This is a genomic window from Brevibacillus sp. JB24b (genome assembly GCF_051713385.1).
Classification (GTDB): domain Bacteria; phylum Bacillota; class Bacilli; order Brevibacillales; family Brevibacillaceae; genus Brevibacillus_B; species Brevibacillus_B laterosporus.
In genome coordinates, this window is record NZ_JBNVQV010000001.1 from 286017 (window position 1) to 299768 (window position 13752).

Sequence of the window (13752 nt, forward strand, 5' to 3'; positions counted from 1 at the left end):
TACTCCTCTATAATCGTAAATGAGAATTATTATCAAACATTTCAGGTTGTCTTATCGAGAGGGGACATTATAAACATGAATAAACGTAAGTTTCTAGGAGTAGGTCTAGTAGCCATATTGGCTCTTATGGTAACGGCTTGCGGTGCGAAAACAGAGACTACAGCACCTACCAATACGACAGCTACTAGCAGTGACAGTCAAAAAGCATCAGAATCAACCACAGGTGAAACAAGAACGATTAAGTATCTCGATCAAGAATATAAAGTTCCAGCCAAGACAGACCGCATTGTCATTACAGGTAGTATGGAGTCTATGGAAGACGCTGTGGTTCTAGGTGTACAACCAGTAGGTGCGATTTCTGTAGGTGGTAAATTCCCAGATATTTTTGCAAGTATTACAGGCTCATCAGAATCCATAGGTGAAAAAATGCAACCAAATCTGGAGACCATCCTCAAATTAAAACCAGACGTGATCTTAGGTTCGTCTAAATTTAAACCAGAAGTATTTGCGAAATTTGGTAAGATCGCACCAACGTTCCCGGTTTCTCATATCTCAAGCAATTGGGAAGCTAACCTGCACCTACTAGCTGAATTAACAGGAAAGCAAGCAGAAGCAGAAGATGTATTGAAAAAATATAAAGAAAATGTAGAAGAGGCAAAAGCTTCTTTGGGCGATAAGCTGAAAGATAAAAAAGTAGTAGCAATACGCCTGCGTCAGGGTACGATCAATATCTACCCAGAAAAGGTTTTCTTTAACCCATCCTTATATGCGGAATTAGGTTTTACAGCACCAGAGGAAGTTAAGGCAGCAAAAGCACAAGAGGCTATGTCGTTAGAAAAATTTAGTGCCATGAATCCAGACTATATCTTTGTACAATTTTCACCTGATGAAAATAAAGACCAACCTAAATCATTAGAGGATCTAGAGAAAAATCCAATTTGGCAAAGCATAAATGCTGTGAAAAATGGACATGTTTACGTGAATGTAGTCGATCCACTAGCACAAGGTGGTACAGCATGGAGCAAAATTAACTTCTTGAAAGCTGCGGTGGAAAAGCTGTCCAAGTAGATAAAAAGGCGAGAAGAGTACAATGAGAGTAAAGAAATCAGTACCAGTTGCCATTTTGTTGACATCACCAGTTTTTATTGTGATCCTGATGGCACTATCCATTGTCTATGGAACTAAAAACATAGAATTAAGTGCAGTTCAGGATGCTATCTTTCACTTTGATTCTGGTAATGTTGATCATCAGATTATCATGCATTCCAGATTGCCAAGAGCTGTAGGAGCACTGTTGATTGGGGCATTCTTAGCAATGTCGGGAGCTTTAATGCAGGGGATGACCAGAAATTTTCTGGCATCTCCCTCCATTATGGGGGTATCAGACGGATCAGCATTTGTTATTACGGTGTGTATGATCTTTATGCCAAACACATCTTCTCTACAAATGATAATGTATTCCCTGATTGGTTCAGCGATAGGGGTAGGAATTGTATTGGGGTTTGCATCTCTATTGCCTAATGGTATGACCCCAGTCAGATTGGCTATAATCGGGACCGTTATTGGAACAGTCCTGAGTAGCATGTCGCAAGCCTTGTCCACCTATTTTCAAATATCGCAGAATCTCAGTTTTTGGTATAACTCGAGATTACACCAGATTGATCCGGATTTGATCACATTAGCCATTCCATTTGCAATCGTAGGTATTTTGCTGGCGTTATTTTTGTCTAAATCCATTACGATCCTGTCATTGGGTGAGGAGATAGCGGTCAATTTAGGACAGCGTACAGCTCTGATTAAAGGGCTGACGATGCTGACTGTTGTCATTTTGACTGGTATTTCTGTTGCTTTGGTAGGTAAGATTGGATTCGTTGGATTAATTGTTCCACATATTGCTCGCTTTTTGGTAGGAATAGATTATCGATGGATCGTACCGTGCTCAGCAGTGATTGGTGGAATATTTTTAGTATTTTGCGACATCCTTAGTCGGTTTATGAATTACCCTTTTGAAACACCAATCGGAGTAGTTACCTCACTGTTTGGTATTCCATTCTTCCTCTATTTGATTGTTAAAAAAGGGGGAGAAAAACATGGTTCTTAACAAAAAACAATCGCATGCATTTGCTAAGACGTCGACTACTCGATTTTGGACGGTTATTGTGGCAAGTATTTGTCTGGGATTACTAGCTACTTATATTAGTGTTACAAACGGCGAGTTTGATATGACAATCAAAGACGTTATAAACACACTGCTGCGTATTGATCCTAATCCTGAACATGATCTGGTTATCTTTGATTTTCGTTTACCGCGTATTGTGATTGCGGCACTCGTTGGTATGGGGCTAGGGATGGCCGGTACCGTTGTTCAAGCAATTACCCGAAATGGACTTGCTGATCCTGGAATATTAGGTATTAATGCGGGTGCAGGGTCAGCAATTGTATTGTTTATTTTTCTATTTGAAGGGAAAATGGGTAACGAAGGTTTATTAACAACATTAGCCATGCCTATGTTTGGGTTGGTGGGGGGCTTACTCTCTGCTTCGCTTATCTATCTATTTGCTTGGCAAAAGGGGAAGTTAGATCCACAGCGCCTTATTCTGGTTGGAATTGCAGTTGGAACGGGCTTAGGGGCATTTACTCTCTATCTCTCTTTACGCATGAACGCAAAGGATTTTGAGATGGCAACAGTGTGGATGACAGGCAGTATTTGGAGTGCTAACTGGATTTATATTGTGGCTATGCTACCTTGGTTTATCTTGTTTATTCCGGTCCTTTTTCGAAAAGCCAACATCTTAAATCTATTACAGCTAGATGAAAGCAGCGTTAGAGGGCTTGGTGTGTCCACAGAAAAAGAAAAAATGGTGCTCTTACTTGCTAGTATCGGGATCATTAGTGCATGTGTATCAGTGTCAGGTAGCATTGGTTTCGTTGGACTAATGGCACCACATATTGCTAAAGCTTTGGTAGGGAATCATCACGCGCGTGTATTACCAGTATCAGCTTTGATGGGAATGCTCTTGGTTCTTGTGTCAGATTTTATTGCAAAGACTGTTTTCTCGCCGGCGGAGCTTCCTGTAGGAATTGTAATTGCGATTATAGGGGGACCATACTTCCTTTACCTGCTGTATAAAGCAAGGGCCTAGATGATAGGGATAAACAGTATGTAATACAAAAGCCTGGAGCATATAACTCCAGGCTTTTGTTTGTAGAAAGAAATGGTTTCTTATGCTTGGAAAAGCGTTAATTCGTACTGTAAGTTACGCACGCTCTTTTTTTCCATAAGGAAGCAAGCTATCTACGGCTGCCATACTACTGCCATTCAATGCAAGATATAGTCCCATTGTGAAGAGAGCTAGGTCAAATTCATAGCCACCGATGAAACCAGCTGCCAATTTAACTTTTAAGGTAGCTCCTACCATGATGACCATGAGTAAAAACGAAATGGCACGAGTTCCTAGCCCTAAAATTAATAGAATACCTCCTACTAATTCGATGGTTCCAACCACATAAGCTAGGAAACCAGGTAGGCCGATACTTTCGAAAAATCCTACAATGTTTTCAATGCCCCCCTGGAATTTATCAAGACCGTGTAGCAAGAAGGTCAAACCTAATACGACACGAAGAATAAGTGCGCCAAGCTGTTGTTTGTTTGCCACTTTTGTGTAGCTCCTTTCAGATATTATTTAGTTACTTACTAATTATAAGTATAATAATGTCATTGTTCACTTTTGTCAAGCGTCTAACTATAATGTTGATTTTTTCCTGTCAGGTTCCTATATATATGCGTATATTATGCTCTTCATAACTTCTTTATATATACTTCATAAGTTCCTCACTTCTTTTTTGTATGCTAGAAAAAAGGAGGAGGAGCATATATGAAAAAAATGATTTTTTCTCTAACGTCGTTGCTAGTAGTTATGGGAATTGCTACAGGGGTATACGCAAGCACGTCACAGGTAACACCAGACCAAACGCAAAAGGAATTTGAACAGATGCGCCCTTGGATGAAACAAATGCACCCACAAATGACAGATGCACAAATCAAATCTATGTATGAAAGCTGTCACGGGCCAAACGGCATGCATGATAGAATGATGAAGAATTATACAGACCAGACTCCAAATCGTTAAATAATCGCTTATAATAAGAGAAGAAAACAGGATAAGGCAGACTTTCCGTAAAGGAGGGGCTGCCTACTTGTGCATTTTTGCACATAGTAAGCGAGGCGGGTGAGAGTAAGATGGGTCAACACAAGATTTTAGTTGTTGATGATGAAGAAAATATTTTGCAGGTAATTCGAGCTTACCTAGAGAGAAGTGGTTACATTGTCTATGTAGCAGAGACGGGGGAGGCGGCACTTCACCTCCATCAACTTTTACAGCCAGATCTCATGATTTTAGATTTGATGTTACCTGATATGTCGGGAGAGGATATATGCCGACAATTACGTAAAACCTCGAATATTCCTATTCTTATGCTGACAGCAAAAAGTGCTGAGGATGATAAAATTAATGGGTTATTAATGGGAGCAGATGATTATGTTAGTAAGCCATTCAGTCCACGTGAATTAGTGGCTCGGGTTATTACTTTGTTACGGCGGACAAGCTCTACTAAAAAACAAGAGCAAGTTCTTACGTTTCTACAAAAACGTCTATGTGTGGAACCAGAACTCCATCAGGTTACGCTAGATCAGGCTTGTATCACACTGACTCCCATTGAATTTAAATTGCTGTATACATTAGCTAGTCAACCCAAAAGAGTGTTTAGTCGTCTGGAACTAATTAATCAAATACAGGGCTATGGATTTGATGGATATGAACGCACCATTGACGTACACATTAAAAACGTAAGGCAAAAATTAAACGATGACCCCAAACACCCCTCCTTTATTTCGACAGTATTTGGTGTGGGCTATAAATTTTTGGTGAACCGTGATGAAGCATAAAGGGATGAAACGACAGCTTTTCCTTTCGCATTTAGGTGTTGCACTCGTTTCCTTGTTAGTCATTATCATTATTGTTAATATCTCTGTTTCCTTTACATTTGGAAAATATGTTGAAAATCAACTAAAAGCGGAGGCAGACTCGATCCTAAAAGACCTGACGGAATCTTATGTAAAAACGAATGGATGGCAAAAGCAGGCGCTTATGGGTATTGGACACAGGGCTATGCAGCGTGAGATGGCTGTCATTTTGCTTGATGCAGAAGGAAACATGATCTGGGACTCGACTAAGATGGGTATGCATATGGGAAGTCAAAATTCCAAGCATACCTGTGCTGTAGATGATGCGCTTCCACACTCTACCTACTCTGCTCCCATCATCATTGGAGATCAGCAGGTGGGTACATTACATGTCGCTCTTCCAGATGGTCAATTTCAAGAACAGGAGCGAGAATTCATTACTAGATTCAATGGGATGGTTGGAGGTGCGCTTCTTATTGTCATTGTCGGTGTTTATTATTATAGCGTTCGCATCTCTCGCGGTATTAGTCACCCACTGCTTCACATTAAAGAGAAAGCGAATCGAATGCGGACAGGAGATCTCACAGCGCGAGTTGAGACGGACTCATTACATGGAGAAATACAGGAATTAGGTCAAGCTCTAAATCATTTGGCAGAGAGTCTGCAAAAACAGGAACGATTACGCAAAAATTTAACAGCCGATATTGCCCATGAGTTACGAACGCCACTTGCAACGATTCAAAGCTACATGGAAGCTTTTGAAGATGGAATATGGGAGCCAACCTCAGAAAAATTACGGATTTGTCAGGAACAGACCTCACAGCTTGTTCTGCTGATAAAGGATTTAGAGAAGTTAACGGAAGCTGAGAACCCGATGCTCCGTTTACAAAAGGAACAAGTGAACGTATCTGCTATCATATCGGAGGCACAAAAAGGTATCGCGGAATTATGGGACAAAAAAAGGATTCGATACGTTCCACCTATCATGGACGATATTTTTTTGTATGCGGATTATCGTAGACTATTGCAGGTTTTTACGAATCTACTTAGCAATGCTTATAAATATACCCCTGAAGATGGAGAAGTGCGCGTTACTATCGAAGAACAACGGACCAATATCGTAATCAAAGTGATGGATACGGGAGTTGGTATCAGGAAGGAAGAGCTCCCCTACGTTTTTGAACGATTTTATCGTGGTGAAAAGTCACGTAGTCGGAAATCAGGTGGAGCTGGAATTGGATTGGCTATCGTAAAAGCTATTATAGAGGCACATGGCGGAGAGGTGCAGGTTGAGAGTAAGGTGGATAAAGGGACTTTATGTTGGGTTCGTTTGCCTATAACAAGAGTAGGAGAATGACTTTAGGAATTTCTCTTGCCTCCCGTTAGCCTATCAAGCATTCTCGCCTACTAAGATGGATAAAACAGTCTGTTTATGCATCATATAATCAAAAGCGAGGATTCCCTTGCATAGGGGAGCCTCGCTTATTTTGAACGGGTAGAACCTACATCCACAGCCTAAACATTGAAATGAAACCTGCTACAAAAAAAAGTGTCATAACGACAAATGGTAATGAAGTTAATGTAATACCCGCAATTGCCATACCTCTGCCTTTGGAAGAATTCCTTGCTTTTATTCCCAAGATAAACCCCGTAACATTAATGATAAAGGCCAAGAAAATAGTTAGCATTGTACCAGGTGATACCGTGTAGTATCTTGAATTGTAATTCAACATAAACCATGACATAAAAAATAAAATAATACCAAATATACCAAAAATCATTGATACTACCGCTTGTCCTAATCTGTCCTTGGGCTGATTCTTAACGGGACGCTTCTGTTGAGTGGCTTGTTGTTGAGGTGAGGACTGTCGATTAGTCGCTGTTCTCATTTGACTATTTGTTCCCCTATTACCTTGCGTGTTAGTTACCCTGGTCTGACTACTCACCGTTCTATTTGTCTGGTTGGAAGATGACCTATTAGGTTGATTATTTGTCGTTCTAGTAGTTCTTTGCAATTTACTAACTCCTTTCTGACTGAGTATTTATGTAGGAAAAAAGTAACAATATTAAATTCGTCATAATTTACCAAAAACCTCTTTTGAATTCTTTTTTTTGTCTGCTGTAGTTTTGTAGATACAAATTTAATGATAGAAAACATAAAAGAGCTGATACCATATACTCATGGAATCAGCTTTTTTGGGTATTTATTCATAAAGAAGAATGTTTATCTAAGTTATTCTTCCACCATACTATCGTTTCTTCTAAGCCAGCATCTAACGAGTACTTTGGTTTCCAATTTATTTCTTGTTGTAACCGCTCAATATTTGCACCTACAAATAAAGGCTCATCTTGCGGGGATGGAATGGCTCCCCATTTGATTAATTCCTCGTTCCCTATTTTTTCACCGATAAGAGAAGCTATCTGTTTCAATTGGATCGGTTGACCGGAAGCGATATTAACAGTTCCTTGTATATCGCTTCGTAATAAAGAGATAAGGGCATCGGCTACATCAGCGATATAGAGAAAATCACGATATTGCTTCCCATGTGTGCATAAGGCCTCTTCGCCTTTCAATAAAGAGGTGATAAGGATAGAAATAAGCCGATTGCCGGGATCATGAGGACCGTATAAATGAAAGATTCTACCCCAGCAGGTACATAAACCAACCTGTTCAGAATATGATTGGAGCCATAAACGTAAGGTGTTTTTACAAACAGAATAAGGTGTTTTATAAGAGGAAATAGAGGTAGTTTCAGATAAATAGCCTTCCACCCATTCATATTCTGCACAAGTTCCAGCCACAACGGCTCTTTTTCCACCACATTCGACAAAATGACGAAATAATGCCATGCTGGATTGCACCCAATAGTAATTAGCAAGTGAATGATAACAGTGGGGAGGTACTGCTTCCCAAGCTAAATGTACCAGATGAGAAGGCTTCACCTTATCAATCAGGTCGGCTACTTCTGTCTGGCATAAAAGATCGACTTGATGCCAAGTACAGGTAATATCCAAAAGAGGCGCCCTTCGATACGTGGCATGAACCTCGCATCCCATTTGATGTAGCATGCTCACTACATATCTGCCGATCCAGCCATTTCCACCTGTAACGAGAACTTTTTCCATGCTCTATAGCACTTCCACTTCTGGAACAAACACGACAAATTTTCCGCCCCAACTTCGAATATAGGAGCATTCCTCCATAATTTCTTCCTTCAAGTTCCACGGTAAAATGAGTACATAATCTGGTTTTGTTCGTTGTATTTCATCTGGCTTTTTAATCGGAATACGAGAACCAGGTAATATAAGTCCTTGTTTATGCGGGTTTTGATCCACTGTATAGGGGATGAGCTCTTTTCCTATTCCACAAAAGTGTAAGAGAGTATTTCCTTTAGCCGGAGCCCCATAGCCAACAATTTTCTTTTTCATATCATGGGCTTTAACGAAAAAGGATAGAATGTTGATCTTCATTTGTTCCACTTTCTTGGAAAACTCCAGATATGTTGGTAAGTGGTCAAGACCGTGTTCTTGTTCCTTCCCAATGAGCTTTGTTACGCTTGAGTGAATTTGTTCCTTATCCTCTTTATGCTTTACGAATAAACGTAAAGACCCACCGTGGGTAGGGAGTTCCTCCACATCTACAATCTTTAGCTCATGGTTAGATAGGATGCTTTGAACGGTTAGTAGTGAAAAGTAAGAGAAGTGTTCATGGTAGATCGTATCAAATTGGTTACCGAGAATGAGGTGTAAGACATGGGGGAACTCGATTGTGATCATACCATTTGGTTGCAACAGTATTTTTAGCCCTGCTATAAAATCATGCAATTGAGGTACGTGTGCTAGCACATTATTTGCGACAATTAAATCTCCTTTATAACCTTCCTGTACCAATTGCTTTGCTAATCTTTCGCCAAAAAAATCAGCTTTCGTGGGAATTCCTTTATCATTAGAAATTTTTGCTACATTTTTTGCTGGTTCAATTCCTAGTGTTCGAATATTATGCTTGTGGAAGTATTGTAATAAATACCCGTCATTGCTTGCGATTTCAATTACTTGCGAATGATTATTTAATTGGAACCTAGCGATAGCCATCTCCGTAAATTTTTCAGCATGGGATAACCAACTAGAGGAATACGAGCTAAAATAAAGATAGTGATGAAAAATTTGATCTGGTGATTCAAATTGACCTACTTGTACAAGAAAACATTTATCACAAACATAGGCATGCAACGGATAAAACGGTTCCATATCATCTACACAGTCTGGTGGTATGAATGAGTTAGCGAGAGGCAAAACTCCTAAATCCAAGAATGTATGAGTTAGCAATGAATTGCAAAAACGGCATTGTTTATCGGACATTTTCTGTAGACTCCTAACTCCTTATAAATTTATAAACCTGTTGATTTGCTGGCGAGTGAATGACTTTATATCTTTACCTGCTTGAGATTGCTGATACCATTGAACAGTCCATGTAATAGCTTCCGTGATAGTTAATTTTGGATACCATCCTAATGAATGGATAGCTTTGCTACTATCAAGGGTTAGAATGGGAGATTCATAGGGGGAAGTAGTTGAAGGTTTTGCTATCTCTATATTATCGTTCCAAATGCTTGCTGCTTGATCTATCATTTCTCTAACTGTCAGATAAGAATGATCGATTGGTCCAAAATTCCAGGATCGGGCATAGGTAGGGTTATTCCATAGCTTTTCGGCAAGAAGTAAATATCCATGTAAGGGGTCTAGGACATGCTGCCAAGGGCGGATGGCGTTTGGGTTTCTAATGCTGAGTTTAGACGAATGAATCAGTGCTCTTGCGATATCTGGAAATAGACGATCTGCGGCCCAATCCCCACCGCCAATCACATTACCAGCTCTCACAGATGCTAGTCGTGGGGCGGAAGAAAGTGCAGGCTGAAAAAATGATTTTTGGTAGGACTCAGTGACTACCTCTGCACATGCTTTGCTAGCACTGTATGGATCGTGCCCCCCAAGTGGGTCCGTTTCCTGAAAGGAATGATTACCTAACCCATCATTTTTATAACATTTATCGCTTGTAATATTAATAATCACGTGAACACTTTTCGTTTGTCGTGCTGCTTCGAGTACATGAACGGTTCCCAATACATTCGTATGGTAGGTGGTAAGGGGGTCTGTATACGATTGTTGAACCAATGGCTGGGCTGCCAGATGAAAAATAATCTCCGGTTGCTGCTCAGTGAGGGTTTGCAGGAGTAGCGGGTAATCAGTGATGTCACCCTTTATCGAACAACATTCTTGTGATACCTCCGCTACTCCAAATAAATGAGGGGTAGATGGTGGATTAAGAGAGTACCCAATTACATCTGCCCCAAGAAATGTTAACCACAAAGTAAGCCATGTACCTTTAAATCCAGTATGACCTGTTATCAACACCTTTTTTTGATACCAAAAGGATTTCTCCATTCTACCAAACCTTCCAAGGGGCATTTTTCCTATCCCATAAATCCATTAACTTTTGCTTATCTCGTAATGTATCCATTGGATGCCAAAATCCATCGTGACGATAGGCAGCAAGCTGATTTTGTTTTGCTAATTTGACTAAAGAATTTGTCTCCCAAATGGTTTGGTCGTCACTGATAAAGGAAAAAATGGCAGGCTCTAAAACAAAAAATCCACCATTTATCCAGCCACCGTCTCCTAAAGGCTTCTCTTTAAAGTCTACAACCATTTGATCCAAAAGCATAAGAGAGCCGAATCTTCCAGGGGGCTGAACCGCAGTAACCGTAGCATATTTGCCGTGCTTTTGGTGAAATTCAATCAGTTTTTTTATATGAATATTCCCTACACCGTCTCCGTACGTAAGACAAAACGTTTCGTTGCCAACGTATTTTTGTATCCTCTTAATACGTCCACCAGTTTCCGTACCTTCACCGGTATCGATAAGTGTTACTTTCCAAGGCTCTGCGTTGTTGGAATGATTAATGACTTCATTTTTACTCATATCGAGCGTAAAGTCTGACATATGCAAGTTATAATTTGAAAAATATTCTTTAATGAGATGTCCTTTGTATCCTAAACAAATGATAAATTCATTGATTCCGTAATAACTAAAGATTTTCATGATATGCCAAAGAATGGGCTTTGTCCCTATTTCAATCATTGGTTTAGGCTTTAAATGAGTTTCTTCTCCAATCCTCGTTCCATACCCACCAGCAAGAATAACTGCTTTCATTTTTATCCCCCATAGTTGCAGAAATGTTCCTTTAAGAAGCCTTTTCATGCTTTTACAGTATGCAATAATTCTTATAATGGTGTGTTTTCGTGTAAATGATCAATAATGGTTCGATAAAGTAGCTTGGATCATTATTTTAAGTGCGTAAACAGCTCAAGGTATTCCGGAATCAAACGAAGATCTTGAGTTGCGCTCGCATAAAACATATAGGATTGTTCTAGCTTCTCAGGGGTAGTGACATGGTAGATACCCAAACCGTTCTGGATACTGTGTGCTGAGAGTGTGGGGCCTATTTGTAGTTTTCGTTTTCGGGTTAAATCATTCCACGGGCTATAAAAAAACTTTACAACGAAGGCAGGGGCAGTTAGGTAAACAATGAATTTATGTGGGGACCAATGTCTGCCGGCTGTATAAGCGCCATGTTCATGCTTATGAATAAGTCTACCTACACAGGGGTGTGTATTATCTATGGGGAAGTAACCATGGTATCGCTGATTAACTAAGGGGATTGTATAAACAGGGTCTGTATAGCCATGATTTGGATCATCAACCAGCATAATCACTCTGATTGAATACATGTTTTCACCTAAAGCATTCAGGGAAGAGAAAAATTCATCTTTATTTTGACAACAAAGAAACTCAGTAGTGTTTAACACCATTTTCCAGTCTGTACACTCTGTTTCAATGTCCATTACTTCACGATCAACTTCTATTGCATCAAATTCCGGTACCCTTGAATTTCTCACCTCCCAATGAGGAGCAAAAAGTTGACACATCTCAACGGAACGATCTGTTGAACCACGATTAATGAGAATACCGTGATTGAATATTTGAGTATGGTGCATCAACCACCATGGAAGCAAATATTCCTCATTATAAAAATGCGAAATGACAGTAGTAATAAAACCTCCTCCTTTTGGGAGTGAAATAGAAGAGAAATGCTCCCGTCATACTATATGAAATGTAAGAAAAGGTTGTCACACACAAAAGTGAAACAAGGAAACAGGCTAGTAACGAACGAATAAGATAAAACCGTAATAAGCTGTAAGTCTTTGTACTACAGGCAGAAAGTTAAGAAATTCTTTAGAACTCTGTTATAAAAAGGGTAAGAACTGTTCGATATGATATGGTTATATGAAGAAAACATGGCAGAGTTACAAGTAGACTTGAATCCTTCCTTGCTGTCATACATTCAGGGGGTTATTACGTGCAATTGGACACGATACTAGAGTTAATTAATCAATACGGCTACTTTGCCTTGTTTTTTGCATTATGGTTAGGCATTGTTGGTATGCCGATTCCAGATGAAGTGATTGTCATGACGGGAGGAATGGTTGGTTCATTTGGTATTCTTCAATCGGTTCCGGCCTTTTTTGTTACCTATTTAGGAGTAATTTCTGGGTTGTCACTTGGATATATATTAGGATATAAGATTGGAGTTCCCGTATTAGATCGCATTCGACGTAAAAGGCATATGGATAGCTATATTGTACGAGCTGAATATCTTTTGCAAAAGTATGGGAGCCAAGCATTGGTGATTAGTTACTTTCTACCGATTGTGCGCCATGTAGTACCTTACTTGGTTGGGATTAGCAAAATGTCTTTTCGACGCTACGCTTTGTTCTCTTTTACGACTGGATTTGTTTGGACACTCTTATTTTTTATTCTCGGTCACCTCTTAGGTAGCAATGCTGCTTCTGTTGGGTATCTGATTGCTGATTATAGCAAATATCTCCTGATTATTTTACCGGTAATAGCGGTAGGAGTCTTTTTTATGGTTACCAAAATGAAAAGAAAAAAGATAAATGCAATGAAAGGATAGAGAGTAACCCAGTAGAGAAGGCTGGCAGCCGATCACTGGCACCTAAGTAGAATCACCAGATACATATACAAAAGGAATCGATTTTGCCTAGTATTGGTAGTCGATTCCTTTTATTTACTTGATAATAGTTCCCTTTATTTACCTTTAGCAAGGACACTTGCACCTTGTGTAATAAGGGAGTATAATCCTGTTTATCATAATATATAGCTAGCTAACTAAATGAGGTGATAAACTATGGAAGAGACTCCTTATCTAGATTCTCTAGAACTGCTACTATCGCGTGTGGTGCGAACGTATAATTATAAAATGTGGCAAATGTCGCATGAAGTAGGAATCTACCCAGGACAATTGCCTGTTTTGTTTCTGTTGAAAAAGAAAAATGGAAGAGTACAAAAGGAACTGGTCAATAAGATGAAGGTAAAGGCAGCTACGGTTACCGTCATGCTTAATCGTATGGAGAAATCTGGATTGATTGAACGTCATCCTGACCCTGATGACCTAAGAGCATCCCGGGTTTATTTAACTGAATTGGGCCAAGAGAAACTAGAACGGATTGAAGAAGTAATTAAAGAGATTGAGAAGAAATGCTTCGAAGGTTTTCGAGAGGAAGAGAAAATCTTACTTCGGCGATTTTTAACTCATATGCATCGAAATTTATCGGAGTAAGTGTAAGGCAAGGTAAGCTTGCTTTTCATTTGGCCGTTTCCTCTAAAATTATGTAGCTATCAAAGTAATACGAAGGGAGATGCCAAGCAA

General features: G+C 39.6%; 15 protein-coding genes. 8 read left to right on the forward strand and 7 right to left on the reverse strand.

What is annotated here, in order from left to right; genetic code table 11:
* Positions 1 to 75: 75 nt before the first annotated feature.
* The 3 genes from ACQV1I_RS01515 to ACQV1I_RS01525 are packed head-to-tail and all read left to right on the forward strand — an operon-like array spanning position 76 to position 3143.
* A complete protein-coding gene (locus ACQV1I_RS01515) occupies positions 76 to 1068 on the forward strand; it encodes an iron-hydroxamate ABC transporter substrate-binding protein (RefSeq protein WP_018672036.1) in 993 nt (330 codons plus the stop codon).
* Positions 1069 to 1090: 22 nt separating this feature from the next.
* Complete coding sequence (locus ACQV1I_RS01520) at positions 1091 to 2101, forward strand: FecCD family ABC transporter permease (protein ID WP_094701175.1); 1011 nt, start codon at positions 1091 to 1093, stop codon at positions 2099 to 2101.
* Positions 2091 to 3143, forward strand: a complete 1053-nt coding sequence (locus ACQV1I_RS01525; RefSeq protein WP_116335001.1) for a FecCD family ABC transporter permease — start codon at positions 2091 to 2093, stop codon at positions 3141 to 3143. The genes ACQV1I_RS01520 and ACQV1I_RS01525 overlap by 11 nt, the downstream gene beginning before the upstream one ends.
* A gap of 114 nt (positions 3144 to 3257) precedes the next feature.
* Here ACQV1I_RS01525 and ACQV1I_RS01530 read toward each other — a convergent pair whose 3' ends face one another.
* Complete coding sequence (locus tag ACQV1I_RS01530) at positions 3258 to 3656, reverse strand: DoxX family protein (protein WP_018672033.1); 399 nt, start codon at positions 3654 to 3656, stop codon at positions 3258 to 3260.
* A gap of 219 nt (positions 3657 to 3875) precedes the next feature.
* Here ACQV1I_RS01530 and ACQV1I_RS01535 point away from each other — a divergent pair, with 219 nt between their 5' ends.
* The 3 genes from ACQV1I_RS01535 to ACQV1I_RS01545 all read left to right on the forward strand — a co-directional run bounded on the left by ACQV1I_RS01535 (position 3876) and on the right by ACQV1I_RS01545 (position 6320).
* On the forward strand, positions 3876 to 4130 hold the full coding sequence (locus ACQV1I_RS01535) for a hypothetical protein (RefSeq protein WP_094701177.1): 255 nt from the start codon (positions 3876 to 3878) through the stop codon (positions 4128 to 4130).
* Positions 4131 to 4240: 110 nt separating this feature from the next.
* Entirely contained in the window at positions 4241 to 4945 is a 705-nt protein-coding gene (locus tag ACQV1I_RS01540) for a response regulator transcription factor (protein ID WP_026315194.1), read from the forward strand.
* A gap of 4 nt (positions 4946 to 4949) precedes the next feature.
* Positions 4950 to 6320 carry a sensor histidine kinase gene (locus ACQV1I_RS01545; protein WP_236645896.1) on the forward strand — a complete coding sequence of 457 codons (1371 nt, stop codon included), beginning with the start codon at positions 4950 to 4952 and terminating at the stop codon, positions 6318 to 6320.
* A gap of 145 nt (positions 6321 to 6465) precedes the next feature.
* Here the strand turns inward: ACQV1I_RS01545 and ACQV1I_RS01550 are convergent, their stop codons facing one another.
* The 6 genes from ACQV1I_RS01550 to ACQV1I_RS01575 all read right to left on the reverse strand — a co-directional run bounded on the left by ACQV1I_RS01550 (position 6466) and on the right by ACQV1I_RS01575 (position 12037).
* The gene (locus ACQV1I_RS01550; protein WP_236645897.1) at positions 6466 to 6852 is read right to left on the reverse strand and encodes a hypothetical protein; all 387 of its coding nucleotides are present in this window, start codon (positions 6850 to 6852) and stop codon (positions 6466 to 6468) included.
* 319 nt (positions 6853 to 7171) lie between these two features.
* Positions 7172 to 8089, reverse strand: coding sequence for an NAD-dependent epimerase/dehydratase family protein (locus tag ACQV1I_RS01555; RefSeq protein WP_116335004.1), 918 nt, complete (start codon positions 8087 to 8089; stop codon positions 7172 to 7174).
* A 3-nt stretch (positions 8090 to 8092) separates the two neighbouring features.
* The gene (locus ACQV1I_RS01560; protein ID WP_116335005.1) at positions 8093 to 9322 is read right to left on the reverse strand and encodes a class I SAM-dependent methyltransferase; all 1230 of its coding nucleotides are present in this window, start codon (positions 9320 to 9322) and stop codon (positions 8093 to 8095) included.
* A 21-nt stretch (positions 9323 to 9343) separates the two neighbouring features.
* Positions 9344 to 10405, reverse strand: coding sequence for a CDP-glucose 4,6-dehydratase (gene rfbG / locus ACQV1I_RS01565; RefSeq protein ID WP_116335006.1), 1062 nt, complete (start codon positions 10403 to 10405; stop codon positions 9344 to 9346).
* 1 nt (position 10406) lies between these two features.
* Complete coding sequence (rfbF, locus tag ACQV1I_RS01570; protein WP_104032446.1) at positions 10407 to 11174, reverse strand: glucose-1-phosphate cytidylyltransferase; 768 nt, start codon at positions 11172 to 11174, stop codon at positions 10407 to 10409.
* 131 nt (positions 11175 to 11305) lie between these two features.
* Entirely contained in the window at positions 11306 to 12037 is a 732-nt protein-coding gene (locus ACQV1I_RS01575; protein WP_116335007.1) for a glycosyltransferase family 2 protein, read from the reverse strand.
* Positions 12038 to 12381: 344 nt separating this feature from the next.
* Between ACQV1I_RS01575 and ACQV1I_RS01580 the strand changes: the two genes are divergently transcribed.
* Both ACQV1I_RS01580 and ACQV1I_RS01585 read left to right on the forward strand, forming a co-directional pair.
* Positions 12382 to 12996: a DedA family protein gene (locus ACQV1I_RS01580; protein ID WP_116335008.1), complete on the forward strand. Its 615-nt coding sequence runs from the start codon at positions 12382 to 12384 to the stop codon at positions 12994 to 12996.
* Positions 12997 to 13230: 234 nt separating this feature from the next.
* On the forward strand, positions 13231 to 13662 hold the full coding sequence (locus tag ACQV1I_RS01585; RefSeq protein ID WP_094701186.1) for a MarR family winged helix-turn-helix transcriptional regulator: 432 nt from the start codon (positions 13231 to 13233) through the stop codon (positions 13660 to 13662).
* Positions 13663 to 13752 lie beyond the last annotated feature (90 nt).